Origin of the sequence: Duganella sp. BJB476 (assembly GCF_003416895.1) — a bacterium.
In the GTDB taxonomy this organism is placed as follows: domain Bacteria; phylum Pseudomonadota; class Gammaproteobacteria; order Burkholderiales; family Burkholderiaceae_D; genus Rugamonas.
Window position 1 is genome coordinate 306,333 of sequence record NZ_QVIO01000003.1, and the last position, 16,671, is coordinate 323,003.

General features: G+C 64.1%; 15 protein-coding genes. 7 read left to right on the plus strand and 8 right to left on the minus strand.

Features of this window, described 5'->3' with window-relative positions; all coding sequences use genetic code 11:
- Positions 1–12: 12 nt before the first annotated feature.
- From D0T21_RS14740 to D0T21_RS14750, 3 genes are read right to left on the minus strand one after another with little or no spacing between them, the layout of a single operon-like run.
- Complete coding sequence (locus D0T21_RS14740; RefSeq protein WP_116990364.1) at positions 13–624, minus strand: chemotaxis protein CheW; 612 nt, start codon at positions 622–624, stop codon at positions 13–15.
- Complete coding sequence (locus D0T21_RS14745) at positions 624–2,099, minus strand: protein-glutamate O-methyltransferase CheR (protein ID WP_116990365.1); 1,476 nt, start codon at positions 2,097–2,099, stop codon at positions 624–626. Before D0T21_RS14745 ends, D0T21_RS14740 begins: the two co-directional genes overlap by 1 nt.
- Positions 2,089–2,541, minus strand: coding sequence for a chemotaxis protein CheW (locus tag D0T21_RS14750; protein ID WP_116990366.1), 453 nt, complete (start codon positions 2,539–2,541; stop codon positions 2,089–2,091). The genes D0T21_RS14745 and D0T21_RS14750 overlap by 11 nt, the downstream gene beginning before the upstream one ends.
- Before the next feature lie 148 nt (positions 2,542–2,689).
- Here D0T21_RS14750 and D0T21_RS14755 point away from each other — a divergent pair, with 148 nt between their 5' ends.
- The 4 genes from D0T21_RS14755 (at position 2,690) to D0T21_RS14770 (ending at position 6,836) form a co-directional block, all read left to right on the plus strand.
- On the plus strand, positions 2,690–3,442 hold the full coding sequence (locus tag D0T21_RS14755; RefSeq protein WP_116990367.1) for a DUF72 domain-containing protein: 753 nt from the start codon (positions 2,690–2,692) through the stop codon (positions 3,440–3,442).
- Between the two features lie 83 nt (positions 3,443–3,525).
- Positions 3,526–4,164, plus strand: a complete 639-nt coding sequence (gene gmk / locus D0T21_RS14760) for a guanylate kinase (RefSeq protein WP_116990368.1) — start codon at positions 3,526–3,528, stop codon at positions 4,162–4,164.
- A 24-nt stretch (positions 4,165–4,188) separates the two neighbouring features.
- Positions 4,189–4,392, plus strand: coding sequence for a DNA-directed RNA polymerase subunit omega (rpoZ, locus tag D0T21_RS14765; RefSeq protein ID WP_026334175.1), 204 nt, complete (start codon positions 4,189–4,191; stop codon positions 4,390–4,392).
- Between the two features lie 113 nt (positions 4,393–4,505).
- Positions 4,506–6,836 (plus strand): bifunctional (p)ppGpp synthetase/guanosine-3',5'-bis(diphosphate) 3'-pyrophosphohydrolase, encoded by a 2,331-nt coding sequence (locus D0T21_RS14770; RefSeq protein ID WP_116990369.1) that lies wholly within the window; start codon positions 4,506–4,508, stop codon positions 6,834–6,836.
- A 52-nt stretch (positions 6,837–6,888) separates the two neighbouring features.
- On the opposite strand, the gene D0T21_RS14775 is transcribed toward D0T21_RS14770, so the two are convergent.
- From D0T21_RS14775 to D0T21_RS14795, 5 genes are all read right to left on the minus strand, one after another.
- Positions 6,889–8,643, minus strand: a complete 1,755-nt coding sequence (locus D0T21_RS14775) for a hypothetical protein (RefSeq protein ID WP_116990370.1) — start codon at positions 8,641–8,643, stop codon at positions 6,889–6,891.
- A 32-nt stretch (positions 8,644–8,675) separates the two neighbouring features.
- The gene (locus D0T21_RS14780; RefSeq protein ID WP_116990371.1) at positions 8,676–10,346 is read right to left on the minus strand and encodes a hypothetical protein; all 1,671 of its coding nucleotides are present in this window, start codon (positions 10,344–10,346) and stop codon (positions 8,676–8,678) included.
- 315 nt (positions 10,347–10,661) lie between these two features.
- The gene (locus D0T21_RS14785) at positions 10,662–11,510 is read right to left on the minus strand and encodes a hypothetical protein (protein ID WP_116990372.1); all 849 of its coding nucleotides are present in this window, start codon (positions 11,508–11,510) and stop codon (positions 10,662–10,664) included.
- Between the two features lie 19 nt (positions 11,511–11,529).
- Positions 11,530–12,096 (minus strand): transcription elongation factor GreB, encoded by a 567-nt coding sequence (greB, locus tag D0T21_RS14790; RefSeq protein ID WP_116990373.1) that lies wholly within the window; start codon positions 12,094–12,096, stop codon positions 11,530–11,532.
- A gap of 64 nt (positions 12,097–12,160) precedes the next feature.
- On the minus strand, positions 12,161–13,906 hold the full coding sequence (locus D0T21_RS14795) for a carboxypeptidase-like regulatory domain-containing protein (protein ID WP_116990374.1): 1,746 nt from the start codon (positions 13,904–13,906) through the stop codon (positions 12,161–12,163).
- A gap of 172 nt (positions 13,907–14,078) precedes the next feature.
- Between D0T21_RS14795 and D0T21_RS14800 the strand changes: the two genes are divergently transcribed.
- The 3 genes from D0T21_RS14800 to D0T21_RS14810 are packed head-to-tail and all read left to right on the plus strand — an operon-like array spanning position 14,079 to position 16,540.
- Entirely contained in the window at positions 14,079–14,648 is a 570-nt protein-coding gene (locus tag D0T21_RS14800) for a hypothetical protein (RefSeq protein WP_116990375.1), read from the plus strand.
- A 26-nt stretch (positions 14,649–14,674) separates the two neighbouring features.
- Complete coding sequence (locus D0T21_RS14805) at positions 14,675–15,859, plus strand: sensor histidine kinase (RefSeq protein WP_116990376.1); 1,185 nt, start codon at positions 14,675–14,677, stop codon at positions 15,857–15,859.
- A gap of 33 nt (positions 15,860–15,892) precedes the next feature.
- A complete protein-coding gene (locus tag D0T21_RS14810; RefSeq protein ID WP_116990377.1) occupies positions 15,893–16,540 on the plus strand; it encodes a response regulator transcription factor in 648 nt (215 codons plus the stop codon).
- The last annotated feature ends 131 nt before the right edge of the window (positions 16,541–16,671 follow it).

Genomic DNA, 16,671 nt, shown 5'->3' on the forward strand with positions numbered 1-16,671 from the left:
GCATCTCCTGGTTCAGGCTACATGCTGCTCCACCACCATGGCCGGATCGGACAACAGGCGCCCGCCGTCCAGCACGATCAAACGGGCGGCCGTCACGCCCTTCAGGTAATCGGCGCGGATCCCGCCCAGCGTCGACGGCGGCGGCTGCAATTCGGCCAGCAGCAGCTTGTTCACGCCCAGGATCTGGTCGGCCAGCACGCCAAAGCGCATGGCGCCGCCGCGCAGCACGATGATCTTGTTCAGGTCCGTCAAGCCCTGCTGCGGCAGGCCGAAAAAGCGTTTCAGGTCGACCAGCGACAAAATCCGCCCCCGCACATTGACGATGCCCAGCACGAAGTCCGGCGTGCACGGCAGCGGCGTCAGGTCGCGCAGCACGTGCACCTCGTGCACATGGCTCATCTCCAGCGCGTAGCGTTCGTGGGCCAGCATGAATTCCAGCACCTCGGCCTCGGCGTCGGGCGCCGGCGCGGCCGGCGGCACGCGCGCCAGCAGCTGTGCGCGCTCCTCCAGCAGCGCGCGCTGGCGTTCCGGCGCCACCGCCGTTTGCTGCCGCGCCGTGGCGGCCGCCGCGGCCAGCCGCGCGCGCACCCGCTCCCAGTCCAGTTGCTGGCGCCGGGCCGGCATCAGGCGGCCCCGGCGCCGGCGCGCATCAGATCGGCCAGTTCGCCCGCGCGCACGCCGCCCGAGTGCGCCAGCACGTCGTCCGGCGCGTGTCCGCGTAACAGTTCCAGCGCGTTGGCGAAATGACGCTGCGCCTCGCGCGCCGCGCCGTTGCGCCGGCACAGGCTGCCCAGCGTGAAATGCGCCAGCACGAAGTCCGGGTCCAGATAGAGCGCGTCCTTGAGGGCGCCGATGGCTTCGGCGGTGCGGCCTTGTTCTTCCAGGATCAACGCCCGCAGATAGCGCAGCTCCGGGTCGCATTTGTCGGTGGCGATCGCGGCGGCGCAGCACAGGCTGGCGTCGTCCAGCAGGCCGCGGTCGGCGCTCAGGCGGGCCCGCAGCGCCAGCGCGGGGGCCGGATCGGCGGGCGCAGCCACGATGGACGCCTGCCCGGCAGGCGCGACGGCGATCGGCGCGGGCCCGGCCGGCGCGGCGACGATGGCGGCCGCGCACGCGGCTGGCTCGGTGGGCGCGACGTCAGTGCTTGCCGTTCCGGCGGGGGCGACCGCAATGGCAGCGGCTGCGGCGGCCGGCACGGCGGAGTGCAAGCCGGTAACGGCCGCCGCCAATTCGGCCCGGAGCGCCTCCGGCCGCTGGCGATACAGCAGCGCGGAGGGAAAGCGCACCGGCTCGAACGGCGTCAGCAGCGCGTGGCCGGCCTCCGCCATGCCGACCGCCAGCCAGCCGTCCGGCGCCAGCGCGCGGCCCAGCCGCTGCAAGGCGCGCGCGGCGCTGGCAGGTTCGAAATACATCAGCACGTTGCGGCACAGGATCAGGTCCATGGTCGGCGCGCCCACTTCCGGGCCGGGAAACAGGTCGGCCGCCAGGTTCAGGTAGTCGAAGCGCACGCCCCGGCGCAGCGCCGGCGCGATGGCGCGCAAGCCGTCCTGCGGCGCCCCGAAGTGGCGCCACACCAGCCAGGCCGGCACGGCGCGGAACGACCAGTCGCGGTAGCGGCCCTGCTCCGCCTTGCGCAGGAAGCCGGGGTTGACGTCGGTGCCGAGCAGGGTGATGCGCCAGTCAGCCAGGTCGGGTATCAGGCGCTGCAGCAGGATCGCCACCGAATACAGTTCCTCGCCGGTGCAGCAGCCGGCGCTCCAGATGCGCAGCGTGCGGCCGGCGGCGCGGCGCGCGGCGATCAGCGCCGGCAGCACCTCGTGTTCGAGCGCGTCGAACACGGCCGGCTCGCGGAAGAAATAGGTCTCGCCGACGGTCAACTGGTGGGCCAGCTGTTCGATCTGGCTGCGGGTCGGCGGCGCCGCCATCAGGCGCCGCATGCAGGCGCCGGCGCCGGCGGGGTCCAGCGCCTCGGCCGCGCGCACCAGCTCGGGCCATTGTCCGCGCGGGAAATGCAGGCCCAGGTGCTGCGTGATGTAGCCGCTGAACGCCGTCAGCAAGGCATCGGACGGCGCGGCTTCGGTATCGCGGTCATTCGGCATCGGACAGCGCCTTCTCGAGAGCTAATTCCTCGTCCAGTGACAGGAAGCGATCCAGGTCGTGGATCAGTATCATGCCGTCGTCCAGCTTCAGGACGCCGCTCATGTACTCGGCGCCGGGAACGACATGGCCGGCGGCCACCACGGCTTCGTCGGCACACTCGGCGACGCCGTTGACGGCATCGGCAATCAGGGCCAGGCGCCGGTGCGCGCTGCGCGCCAACACCATCTGGTCGCTCAGCGCGATGGCGCGCGCCGGCAGTTGCAGCCTGCGCCGCAGGTCGATCACGGCCACCACCTGCCCCTGCACGTTGACGATGCCGCACACCGCGCCGGGCGCCGCCGGAAACGGCGTCACCGCAACCGCGCGCACTACCCGCTCCACCGCCGCCAGTGGCAGTGCGTAGCGTTGCCCTTCCAGAGTCCAGATCAGCAGCTGTGGCACGATGGCTTGGCCCGTCAGAGAGTTCCCGATTAATTGTGATACAGAAATGATGAGAAATCCATCCAATTGTCACGCTATCCTCTTTTTACAACAATGCAACGAACGGGCGTCTGCGCTATCATTTCGGGATAGACTCGGGGGGCGAAGTATGGCGAAAACAGGCACTGTACGGGTAGGCATAGGCGGCTGGGATTACGCGCCGTGGCGCGAGACTTTCTATCCGCAAGGCGTACCGCAGAAGAAGGCGCTGGAATACGCCAGCCGCCAGCTCAGCAGCATCGAAATCAACGGCACCTTCTACCGCACCGCCAAGCCCGAGCACTTCGCCTCGTGGGCCGCGCAGACGCCGGACGATTTCGTCTTCTCGGTCAAGGCCAGCCGTTTCGCCACCAACCGCAAGGTGCTGGCCGAGGCCGGGGAATCCATCGAGCGCTTCATCAACAGCGGCCTGAGCGAGCTGGGCGACAAGCTCGGCCCCATCCTGTGGCAGCTGGCGGCCACCAAGCAGTTCGACCCCGACGACCTGCAAGCCTTCTTCAAGCTGCTGCCCGCCAGGCTGGGCACGCGCAAGCTGCGCCACGTGCTCGACGCCCGCCACGCCAGTTTTCTGTGCGACGACTATTACCAGCTGGCGCGCAAGCACAAGATCGCCACCGTCATCACCGACTCGCCCAAGTATCCCAACATCGGCGAGGTCACCGGCGAGTTCGTCTACGCGCGCCTGATGAACGCGCAAAGCGAGGTGGAAACCGGCTACACCAGGCCGGCGCTGAAGCAATGGGCGGCGCAAGCGCGCCTGTGGCAGCAAGGCGCCAAGTCCGGCGACGCCTACGTCTACTTCATCAACGGCGCCAAGGAACGGGCGCCGGCCGCCGCCCTGCATCTGCTCACACTGCTGTAAATTGGATGCAAGGGCTTGCTCTTGGTAAAATACATCTTTGGGCGAAGCAATTGTTCGCCCGTTGACGTTTTCGAAAGAGAGACATGAGCTCAACCACCTCATTCGCCGGCAGTCTGTTCATGGTCGTCGCGCCGTCGGGCGCCGGCAAGTCCACGCTGGTCAACGCGCTGCTGGCGCAGGAACCGACCATCAAGCTGTCGATTTCCACCACCACCCGCGCGCCGCGTCCGGGCGAGACCCACGGCAAGGAATACTACTTCACCACCGCCGAGGATTTCGTCCAGCGCGCCGACGCCGGCGAGTTCCTGGAGTGGGCCGAAGTGCACGGCAATTACTACGGCACCTCGCGCATCATGGTCGAACAGCAGATGAAGACCGGCACCGACATCCTGCTGGAAATCGATTGGCAGGGCGCGCGCCAGGTGAAGAAGCAGTTCCCGCAGGCGGCCGGCATTTTCATCCTGCCGCCGTCGATCGACGCGCTGGAGGAACGGCTGAAGAAACGCGCCACCGACGAACCGCATGTGATCACGCGCCGGCTGCTGGCGGCGGGCGGCGAAATCGCCCACGCTCCCGAGTTCGAGTATGCTATCATCAACGAAGAATTTGCAGTCGCCCTGTCGGAATTGACGGCGATTGTCAGAGCGGCCCGTTGCCGGTTTGCGCAACAAGCGGCGCGCAACGCCTCGCTATTTGCCCAATTGGGTATCCACGCTGAATAAATACACAAGATTTTAGGAGTTAAGATGGCCCGCATTACTATTGAAGATTGTTTGAAACATATCCCTAACCGTTTCCAGCTGACCCTGGCCGCGACCTATCGCGCCCGCCAGCTGCTGCAAGGCCACACCCCTAAGGTCGAAGCCAAGGATAAGCCGACCGTCGTCGCCCTGCGTGAAATCGCCGCCGGCAAGGTCGGTCTGGAAATGTTGAAAAAGGTCCCAATGTAAGTTGGGCCCGGCGTTCCCGAACAATGTGAATGGTGCGGTTAGTCAGTAAGTATGGGATATTCCGGTATCGAATATCCTGATTTCACATTCTCATCGAGACGGAACGCAAAAGTATGAATCTGATCCCTGCCGATCCGACACTGAGTGGCAAGCCCGCACGGGCCAACCAGCCGGCCCCTGCGCCGGCTGCGCCCACATCAGGGGCCGACGCAGGGGATAGCACCACCACCCTCGCCTCATCCGCACCAGCTCCCATCCCGCCTGTGATTTCTTCGTCGCCCCTGGCCACGCCTACCCTGACCGCGGGCGTTGCCTCCGTCACGCATCTGACCGAAAAACTGGCCGAGTACATGAACGCCGCCGACCTGAAAAAGGTCAAGGAAGCCTACCGTTTCTCGGACGAAATGCACCTGGGCCAGGTGCGCAAATCGGGCGAGCCGTATATCTCGCATCCGATCGCCGTGGCCGAGATCTGCGCCGACTGGAAGCTCGACGCCCAGGCCATCATGGCGGCGCTGCTGCACGACGTGATGGAAGACCAGGACGTCAAGAAGGAAGAGCTGATCGAACGCTTCGGCGCGCCGGTGGCCAACCTGGTCGACGGCCTGTCCAAGCTGGAAAAGATCGAGTTCCAGAGCCAGATCGAGGCGCAGGCGGAGAACTTCCGCAAGATGCTGCTGGCGATGGCCTCGGACGTGCGCGTCATCCTGATCAAGCTGGCCGACCGCCTGCACAATATGCGCACGATGGAGGTGATGGCGCCGGCCAAGAAGGCGCGCATCTCCAGCGAAACGATGGAAGTGTATGTGCCGATCGCCCACCGCCTCGGCCTGAACAACATCTACCGCGAGCTGCAGGACCTGTCGTTCTCGCACCTGTATCCGCTGCGCTACCGCACCTTGGCCAAGGCCGTCAAGGCGGCGCGCGGCAACCGCCGCGAGGTGGTCAAGAAGATCCTCGAATCGGTCAAGAACACGCTGACCATGGCCAATATCGAGGCCGAGGTCTACGGCCGCGAAAAGACGCTGTACGGCATCTACAAGAAAATGCGCAGCAAGCACCTGTCGTTCTCGCAGGTGCTGGACGTGTACGGCTTCCGCGTGGTGGTCGACAGCTTCCCGAATTGCTACGTGGCGCTGGGCACGCTGCACTCGCTGTACAAGCCGATGCCGGGCAAGTTCAAGGACTACATCGCGATCCGCAAGCTCAACGGCTACCAGTCGCTGCACACCACCCTGATCGGCCCGTACGGCACGCCGGTGGAGTTCCAGATCCGCACCCAGGAAATGCATCGCACCGCCGAATCGGGCGTGGCCGCGCACTGGCTGTACAAGAACGGCGACTCGAACCTGTCGGACATGCAGCAGCGCACCCACGCCTGGCTGCAGTCGCTGCTCGACATCCAGCAGCAGACCGGCGACTCGGCCGAATTCCTCGAACACGTCAAGGTCGACCTGTTCCCCGATTCGGTGTACGTGTTCACGCCCAAGTCCAAGATCATCGCCCTGCCGCGCGGCGCCACGCCGATCGACTTCGCGTATTCGATCCACACCGGCATCGGCGACCACACGGTGTCGGTCAACATCAACAACGAACCGGCCTCGCTGCGCACCGAGCTGCGCAACGGCGACATCGTGGAAATCGTCACCGACGCCAATTCGCGGCCCAGCCCGACGTGGTTGTCGTTCGTGCGCACCGGCAAGGCGCGCTCGGCGATCCGCCACCACCTGCGCACCATCAACCTGCCGGAATCGATCACCCTGGGCGAGCAGCTGCTGTCGCAGGCGCTGACGTCGCTGGGCATCAATCCGGTGCTGGAAGAGCATCTGGTCGAGCGCCTGCTGAACGAATCGAGCGCCAAGTCGCTCGACGAGCTGTATGCCGACATCGGCATCGGCAAGCGCATGGCGGCGCTGGTGGCGCGCCACATCTTCGGCCTGCGCGGCGGCGAATCGGCCAGCGCGCCGGTCGACCACAACAGCGCGGCCGAGCTCGATCCGGTGACCATCTGCGGCAGCGAAGGCGTGTCGGTGCAACTGGCGCCGTGCTGCCTGCCGATCCCGGGCGACTCCATCATCGGCCAGCTGCGCCGCGACCAGGGCCTGCTGGTGCACACCAGCGACTGCATGCTGGCCAAGCGCCAGAAGGTCAAGGAACCGGACCGCTGGATCGCGGTCAAGTGGGGCACGGAATTGAACCGCCGTTTCGACAGCCGCATCAAGCTGCTGATCAACAACGAGAAGGGCATCCTGGCGCGCGTGGCGGCCGAGATCGGCGAGTCCGACGCCAACATCACCTACGTCGGCATGGACGAGGACAAGGAACACGTGCTGCACCAGCTGCGCTTCACGATCCAGGTGAAGGACCGCGTGCACCTGGCGGGCCTGCTGCGCAATGTGCGCCGCGTGGCCGGCGTCAACCGCATCCTGCGCGAGCGCAGCTAGGTCGCGGCTTCAGCGAAAAAAAAGGGCAGGCATCGCGCCTGCCCTTTTGCGTTTACTGCTGCGCCGGCGGCAGGCTGATCGGCGGTGGCGGCAGGAAGGCGATGGTGATGGTGCGCACCACGCTCTTGATGCCGTCGGCCTGCGCGTCGAGATCGATCACGCCTTCGGTGTAATTGGTCAGCATGTAGCGCCACTGTCCCTGCGCGTCGGCGACCGTGCTCACCGAAGACAACCAGCCGGTGCTGCGGTTCACGGCCGTCAACAATACCGTCGCGCCCGGTGCGGCGGTGCCGGTCAGGGGCAGCTCGGTGCCGTTCCAGGTGATACCCGGCAGCACGATGGTCGGCGTGATGCCGTCATTGATCGTCACCGTGACATCGGCTGGCTTCACCACGTTGTAGTTCACATCGGCGCTGGTGACGGTGTGGACGATGGCGGCGCTATGCGGCCCTTCCGCCACGCCGTCCGCCACGGCCTGCACGCTGACCACTTGCGGCTGGGTCCAGTTATCGGGCGTAAAGGTCAGCTCGCTGCGGGCCAGGTTCAGCTGCGTGCTGGTTCCCAGCGCGACCTTCACATCGAACTCCGGCGCCTGCGTCAGCGCCATGCTGTAGGTGCCGGCGATGCCGCCCTCCGTCAACGACAGCGTGGTGGCGGACAAGGTGACGTTGGCGGCGACGCCCAGGTCGGCGATGGTCACCGATTGCATATTGCCGGCCGGGTTGCTGGTCGTGAAGACCACATAGCGGCCGTCGCTGGAGAAGCGCGGCGGGCCGTAGGCCGTGAGCGCGCTCAACACGATTTTACGGGCGATCTTGGTCAGGCGGTCATGCACATACATGCTGCCTCCCAATATATAACCGACATAGCGTCCGTTGCCGCTGATCGCGCTGCTGGTCACGTGGGCGTTGATGACGCCACTGATCTGCTCCGTCTTGCCAGTCTTCCTGTCTCGCACAAATGCAGCATAAAGACCCTTGGGGGTCGCCTGCGTTGCCAGCGCCGTATCGGGCGATGTGAACACTACGGCGGAACCATCCTCGCTGATCGTCGGTTCGGTCGGGTTGGCGGTGCTGCGGCTGCCGTCGGGGAGCACGTCGACCGCCTCGGTCACGCCGGTCCTGCGGTCGTACACCGAAACGTTGGGATTGCCGGCGAACCCGGCTCTGCCGAGATAGGCGATGTAGCGGCCATCGGCACTGATGGAGAGGCGCGAGTTGCCGCCGGCATTCACGAACTGCGCATTGGTGCCGCTGGTCGTCTTGTTCACCATGTCGCGGACGAAGATTTTGCTGACGCCCGACGCCGTGTTCGTGCGGAACGCAACGTAGCGACCGTCCGCGCTGATGCCCGTGGCGTAGCCAGTGGCGGGCCGGTCGTCGCCTGTGTCGGGGATCATTTGGGTGGTGTTGGTCACGCGGTCATAGACGAAATACCCCGCCCCGCTCTTGGTCACGGCCCCCATCGTCGCCGCCGCGCATCCGAACGCAACATAGCGACCGTTCGCACTCATCGATGGATAATCGCAGGCCCCGCCCACGGCCCCCTTCAACGTGACATTGGCTGGAATCCGCTGGTTCGTGACCATGTCCTGGATGTAGATGTAGCGTGCATAACTGCCAGGTCCGCGCTGCTCGAATTTATACGCCACATAGCGGCCGTCCGCGCTGATGGTTGCCAGGGCGTCTTGCGCGTAGGCATTGAACGGAATGGTGCGGACTGTGATGTCGGGTGCGGCAAAGGCCGGGCTGGCCGCCGCCACGGCAACCAGCAACAGCCCTGCGGCTGACTTGATGTGATTCTTCATATAGAAACTCCTGGAAAGATATTTTGGTGGGTTTATTGCTGCGCCGGCGGCAGGCTGATCGGCGGTGGCGGCAGCAGCGCCACGGTGATGCTCTGCACCGCGCCGTGGATGCCGTCGGCTTGGGCGTCGATCTCGATCACGCCATCGCTCAGGCCGCTCAGGGTGCGGCTCCAGTGGCCTTGCGCATCGGCCAGCACACTGACCGAGGTCAGCCAGCCGGTGCTGCGGTTGGCGGCGGTCAGGATCACATTGGCGCCCGGCGCGGCGGTGCCGGATACCTGCAGGTCGGACTGTGTCCACGTCGCGCCCGGCAGCACCACGGTCGGCACCACGGCGTCGTTGATTGTCACCGTCACGCTGGACGGTTTGACCACGGTATAGTCGATGTCGGTGCTGGTGACGGTGTGCGTGATGACGCCGCTGTGTTTGCCTTCGGCCACGCCATCCTGCAGCGCCTGCACGCTGACCACCTGCGGCACATTCCAGTTATCCGGCGTAAAGACCAGCTGCGTGCGCGCCACGTTCAGCTGCTTGTCCGGCGTGACCGCCACAGTGACGTTCGCGCTCGGCACTTGCGTCAGCACCATGCTGTAGGTCGCTGCAGCGCCCCCTTCGGTCAGCGCCAGGCTGTTGGCGGACAGACTTACCTCTGCGGCAGCGCCGAGGTCGACGACCAGCAGCTTGCGTTTCTTCTCCGCCGGGATGTTGATGTCCATGGAAATATAACGGCCATCCGCGCTCAGCGTCGGATAGACCGCGGTATTACCATTGCCAAGCACGCCTTGTATCGTGCGCGTGGTCTTGGTAAGGCGATCATATCGATACAGGCGGCTAATGGTTTCACCGGTCTTGGCGCCGATATAGACGACGTAACGGCCATTGGCACTAACGTGAGGGTACATATACGCCCCGTTCCCCTCGCTGATGATTTCCGTCTTCGCCGCCGCGCGGTCGCGCACATAAATCTGCAGACCGACCGGTGCTCCTGGCACCGTCCAGATTTTTGTATAGTCGGACATATAGACTGCGACATTCCCGTCCGCGCTCATGGACAGATCCTGTTTATTGGGTGATTTGTCGGGCAGGCCATTGGTGGTGAAATCGACCCGCTCGGTGACGCCGGTGCTGCGGTCAAATACCGACATATCCATATAGGTGCTGTAGATCGTTTCCCGTCCCTGATAGGAGATGAAGCGCCCGGTGTCGCTCACGAACAGATAAGCCGGCGACGTTCCGACGTTGATCGATCCCGGCGTATACACCTGGGTCGTTTGATTCGCCCTGTCGCGCACATTCAGATAGGTGTGCCCGTCCACACTGGTACGATAGGCGACATAGCGGCCATCGGCGCTAATGCCTGCCGCAAGAACTCCGGCGATCGGCCCAGCCGCCGGGGTGGCGGCGACCACCTCGGTCTTTCCACTGACCCGGTCATAAAGGAAATATCCCTGCCCGGTTGTCGCTTGGGGATATGCCATATCAATGGAGTAGCAGGCAAAAACCACAAAGCGGCCATTACCGCTGATCACGGGCGTATAGCAGCGGGAGTTCGTGGTGGGCAGGTTACCGTTCAGCATGCGATTCGCCTGCTCGGTGGTCCCGCCAATCCGGTCATAGATAAAAACGTTGGCCAAGGTTCCGCCGCTCGGCGCGTATCGGAAGGCGGTATAACGCCCATCGCCGCTGATGCGCATATTGGTCATCGAGCCAGGCGCCAATTCGAGGAACGACAAAGCCGGGTCTGGCGGCACCGCCGCTCGGGAAGATCCAGCGGACACACTTAGGCCAAGCATGATGCCAACCGCGCCAACCCGGTGTTTTACCGACCTACGGTTACTCAATAACTCCATACAAGCTCCTTAAAAGGTATATGCCTTGACTAGGCTGCAAGGCCGGCAGCTCCGCGTAAATTTTCTGCAGTTCAACATTATTATATGGCAATAAATATCAAATACTTACATTTGACTTATTTACAATAATTAGAGCAAAAACTTGCTCGCAGCGCTGCGGTTTCCTGCTTATTTGGGCTCGAAGGGGTCGTACCAATAGGCCTTGTTGGCCAGCGGCGTTTGCGGGGAGAGCAAGGGATTGTCCAGCTTGAAGATGCGGCGCTGGCGCAGCCCGGCCTTCTCGATCAGGCCGTCATAGAATTCGTGGAAGATCTGGTCGAAGCGTCCGTCCGCGATCAGCTGTTGCAGCCCATACTCCAGCCGCTGCGCCAGCCTCGGTTGTCCGCCGATGAAGAAGTAGCGCGGCAACGGCACATAGATCGCAAAGCTGCGCTCCACCGCCAACTGCGGAAACCCCGGCGCATATTCGTCGCGCTCGAACAGCGCCTCGTCTATCGAACGGGGAAAATACTGGAAGCGGTGCGCCGCCAGCATGCGGTGCAGGCCCGAGGTCGTCGCGCCGGCCTGCACCGTGAAACCGGATTGCAGCAGCACCGCCGTCGAACTCCACTGGCGCCCCGCTCCCAGGCTCTTGGCCTTGAGCTGCGCCAGCGTGCGCACCTTGGAAAACTCGGCCTGGTCGCGGCCGTCGATCAGCGCGATGCGGTAGCCCGACAGCCCCTTGTCCACCGGGATCCGCACCGGAATCAGCTTCTGCTCCCATTCCGGCGACGTCACCTGCGCGCTCAGGTTGACGTCGCGCGCGCTCATCATCTCCAGCATCAGCCGGTCGCGCTGCACGCGCAGCGTCGAGATCTTCACCTCGAACGCGCCGTATCTGGCGCGCGAGGCCTCCAGCGCCGCCGTCAGCAGGCGCTTGATATGGCTGTCGTTGTATTCGGACTTGCTGGAATTGAGGTCGATGACGTAACTATCCAGCGCCGCCGCCTGCGCCTGCCAACCCAGCAGCGCCAGCAAGCAAGCCCAGCGGCGTAGGCTAATCGGCAGCCGGGGCCGGATATGTCACCTCAAGGATTTCCAGCTCCTCGACGCCGTGCGGCGCCTGGAAGGTGATGACATCGCCTTCGCGCGCCTTGGTCAGCGCGCGCGCCACCGGCGCCACCCAGCTGATCTTGCCGTTCAGGGGGTCGAGCTCGTCGATGCCGACGATGGTGATGGTGCGCGTCTCATCCAATTGGTTGCAATAGGTGACGGTGGCGCCGAAGAACACCTGGTCGCTGCCGTGATGCACGCTGGGGTCGACGATGGCGGCCGAATCCATGCGCTTGGTCAGGAAGCGGATGCGGCGGTCTATCTCGCGCAGCCGCCGCTTGCCGTAGATATAGTCGCCGTTTTCCGAGCGGTCGCCGTTGGACGCGGCCCAGTGCACGATGCGCACCACCTCCGGGCGGTCGACGTCGATCAATTGCAGCAGCTCATCCTTGATGCGCTGGTAACCTTCCGGCCGGATATAGTTCTTCGACCCGGCCGGGATCGCCAGGGCGAGCGCCGCGGCTTCCTCGTCGTCGTCCTGGTCCGACTCTTTGACAAATGCTTTGTTCATGCGGGCTATTGTAACGGCTTCGGCGGTGGAAGGGGAATCGGCTCCCCTCCCCCCTCAGCGACGGCTACAGCGCGACGGTGACAGTCTGCGGCACACCGTGTATGCCGTCGGCCTGTACGTCGAGTTCATGCGTACCGCTGGTCAAGCCAGTCAGAACATAGCTCCAATGGCCTTGCGCATCGGCGACCGTGCTCACCGACGTCAGCCAACCGGTGCTCTGGTTGGTCGCGGTCAGCATCACGGTGGCGCCAGGCGCCGCCGTGCCCGTCAGCGGAAGGTCGGAATGATTCCATGCCGGCGCCGGCACCACGATCGTCGGAACCACCGCATCGTTGATGGCGACTGTGACCTTGGCAGGCTTGATGACCGTGTATTCGACATCGCTGCTGCTCACCGTGTTGGTCACGGCGCCGCTACGCGGACCTTGTGCAATCCCGTCGTTCGGCGCTTGCACGCTGACGACTTGCGGCTGGTTCCAGTTGTCCGGCGTAAAAGTCAGCTGCGGACGCGCCAGGACCAATTGCATATCGGCCGACAGCGCCACGTTGACGTCGGCATCCGGCACCTGCGCCAGCACCGCGGTGTAGGTGCCGGCTATGCCGCCTTCCGTCAACGACAAGCCGCTGGCGGAGAGATTCAAACCAGGTCGCGCGCCGAAGTCGATCAGCATGATGGCGCGACCGGGTCCGCCAGGCATCTGGTTAACCTGGGATACGACGTAGCGGTTATCTGCGCTGACCCGCGTTCCCACGCTGTACGCCGCGGGAGCGCTGCGAGTTTTTTTAGTCAGGCGGTCGTAGACGCACAAGTTACTGTTGCTAAAGTAGGACACGTACCGGCCATTGGCGCTCAGGGACACCCCACCATAGGTCGCCACCGCGGTTCCGCTGATCAGCTCAAGTTTGCCGCTGCTGCGGTCCCGCAAAAAAACGCCGCGGGTGGCCCCAGTTTGGCTGGCCACCAGATTAGTTGCGCCGGAAGCAAATGCGACAAAATTGCCATCCGCGCTCATCGCAACTTCGGCCTCGCTACCATTGCTGTGCACACCGGCTGCGTTTACGTTGACCACTTCGGTCACGCCTGTGACCTTGTCGAACACCGCCAGGTCGCCAATCACGCTGCCCGGCGTGGCCCTGCCCGAATAAGACACGTAACGGCCATTCTGGCTGATGTTCAACAGTACCATCTGTTGGCCGATATTGGCCGACGTCGCAGCCGTTTCCTGGCTCGTTTTGCTCGCCATATTCCTGATCGTGAGCGTGTACGAGCTGTTGCCATTAGCGAGAATTCTCCGGGTGCGGAAGGCCGCATATTTTCCGTCCACACTGAGGCCTATCGCATTGGTCAGGTCAATGATGGCGTTGGCGGAACCTTGTGCTATCAGCTCGGTTTTGTTTTGCAGCCGGTCATACACCAGATAGGACTGTCCGGCATATTTCACCTCGCTACCGGCCACGCCCATCGGCAAGCCACTGCAGACAAACACCGCATACAAGGCCTCATTGCTCAGAACCGGCAAGTCGCACTTGGCGTTCACGGGAATGCCGCCGCCTAGCTTCAGGTTGGCTTGGGTCGTCGCGCCGGTATTCCTATCATAGATGTAAATATCGCTGGCCGTACCGGTCGGAGTATCTTGCCGGAATGCCAGATACCGGCCATCCGGACTGATCGTGATAGACGAAAGATTTCCTGCAGCGGCGCCCAGCGGCTGCAGATAGGAAATGATGGGCGTTGGTGCAGCCGAGGCCCATGCCGCGATCGTCAAACCCAGTGCAGCTCCGGCACAACGGGTGTAGCGCAATATTTTCATGTGAATTCCTAAATGTATTTGGTAAAAATAATTACAAACGAGAAACTAATTAAATATTATCACGGAAATATTGACTAAATGAGTTACAAAAAACTTAATTTCATGGGGCGACCACTTTCCCGCGCGCGCAAAGCTTCACGTATGATGATGCCCATAGAACAACGCTGAGACGATGAAACCCTTCCACCGCTTTTTCCGCTCACTGTTTGCCCCGCTGGTCTACCTGGCGGCCCTGCTGTTGCTGCTGGAAGACTGGCTGTGGGACGTCGGCATGCGGATGCTGCGGCGCCTGTCGTCCTGGCCGCCGCTGCACCGGCTGGAAGCCTGGATCTGCACGCTGGGCCCGCGCGCGGCGCTGGCGCTGTTCGTGCTGCCGGCCACGCTGCTGTTCCCGGTCAAGCTGCTGGCGCTGTGGGCGATGGCGCACGGCCACGCGCTGCTTGGCCTGCTCGTGATCGTGCTGGCCAAGCTGGGCGGCGCGGCGGCGGTGGCGCGCATCTTCCTGCTGACGCGGCCGGTGCTGATGACCATCGTCTGGTTCGCCCGGCTGCTGCACTGGTTCCTGGCGCTGAAGGAACGCTGGATAGCACGGCTGCGCGCCACCCGCGCCTGGCGCCGCGTCAGCGCGCTGGCCAAGGCCTGGCGCCACTGGCGCCAGCACGCCGTGCCCTCGCCGCGCAGCTGGATGGCGCGCTTCCGCCGCCTGCTGCGGCGCTTCCGCGCGCGTTGGCGCGCCCGTTAACCTTACATACTATTTAGATCATTATCATGAGCGCAGCTTCCCTCCCCCACCCCGACAGCGCGGCCATGGCCGACGAACTGGAACAGGTGCGCGCGCGCTTCGACGCCATCGTCTCCAACACGCCCGGCCTGGTCTACCAGTTCGTGCTGCACGCCGACGGCCGCGTCAGCTTCCCCTACCTGAGCGACGGCTGCCAGGCGCTGCTGGGCCTGACGGCGGCCGAGCTGCACGAGCAGCCCGAGCGCTTCCTGGAGCTGATCCTGTCGGACGACCGCAAGTCCTACCTGGACGCCATGCAAGCCTCGGCGGCCGCGCTGTGGAGCTGGAACTGGGAAGGCCGCATCTGGGTCGACGCCTGGAAGGACGTCAAGTGGATCAACCTGCGCTGCACGCCGCACGCGCTGGCCGGCGGCGCGGTGCGCTGGGACGGCATCATGACCAATATCAGCGAGAGCAAGCAGGAGCAGCTGGAAGTGCGCCACTCGCGCGCCCGCCTGGCCGAGCTGAGCGCGCATGCCGAGCGCGTCAAGGAGCAGGAGCGCACCCGCATCGCGCGCGAGATCCACGACGAGCTGGGCGGCAACCTGACGGCGATCAAGATGGCGGTCGCCATGCTGGCCGCCCGCCTGGACGAGGTGGGCGACTTCCCCGCGCTGCGCGAACGGACCGACTATGTCGACGCCCTGGTCGACCGCACCATCGACGCCGTGCACCGCATTTCGCTGGACCTGCGCCCGGCGCTGCTGGACCTGGGCCTGGCGGCGGCGCTGGAGTGGCAGGTCAAGGAATTCGAAAAGCAGACCGGCATCGCCTGCACTTTCAACGCCAACCAGCGCGAGATCGAGCTCGACAACGACCAGGCCACCGCCCTGTTCCGCATCGCCCAGGAGGCGCTGACCAATATCGCCAAGCACGCCGGCGCCACCCGCGTCAGCGTCAAGCTGGCGCGGCTGCGGCACCACATCAGCCTGAAAATCGGCGACAACGGCAGCGGCATCCGCCAGGCCGACCGCGCCAAGCCGGCCTCGTTCGGCCTGCGCGGCATGGCCGAGCGCGCGCGCGCGCTGGGCGGCACGTTGGCGCTGAGCCACGCGGCCGGCGGCGGCACCGTGGTGGCGATCAAAATTAAGCGCGAAACCGAGCGCGCGGCCCTCATCGCGGCCGCCGCCGGCGCTACAATAGCGGGTGAAAACATTTCTGCTGTGAAATAGCAAATATAGTAAAAATAGGAAGCAGAGACCCGCATGTCAGAAAAAGCCATCATCAAGGTCTTCATCGCCGACGACCACGCCATCGTGCGGGAGGGCTTGAAACAAATCCTGGCCGAGACGCGCGACATCGTCGTCGCCGGCGAGGCCGAGAACGGCCTGGACGCCATCAAGCTGTTCCGCAAGTCGGACTGCCAGGTCATGCTGCTCGACATCTCCATGCCCGACCGCAGCGGCATCGAGGTGCTCAAGCAGATCAAGAAGGAAAAGCCGGAACTGGCGGTGCTGATGCTGTCCATGCACCGCGAGGACCAGTACGCGATCCGCTCGCTCAAGGCCGGCGCGGCCGGCTACCTGACCAAGCAGAGCGCGCCGCGCGAGCTGGTCACGGCGATCCGCCAGGTGGCCGGCGGCCTCAAGTACATCAGCCCGGCGCTGGCGCAGGAACTGGCCAACCACGTCGGCGAAGACCACGAGGCGCCGCCGCACGACACCCTGTCCGACCGCGAATACCAGACCCTGACCATGATCGCCTCCGGCAAGACGGTGGGCATGATCGCCAAGGAACTGTCGCTGTCGGTCAAGACGGTCAGCGAGTACCGGGCCCGGCTGTTGGTCAAGATGAAGCTGAAAAACAGCGCGGAACTGACCCATTACGCCATCAAAAACCAGCTGATAGAGTAGACAATGAGTAGATAATGAGTAGGCTATGAATAAGCGCCCGCCGCGCACTTGCCGCTTTGCCTACGCTTGATACTCTAATGAAAGCTGCCTTCCGGCCTTTTATTCAAGCTATGCCGATCGGCGCGCGGACT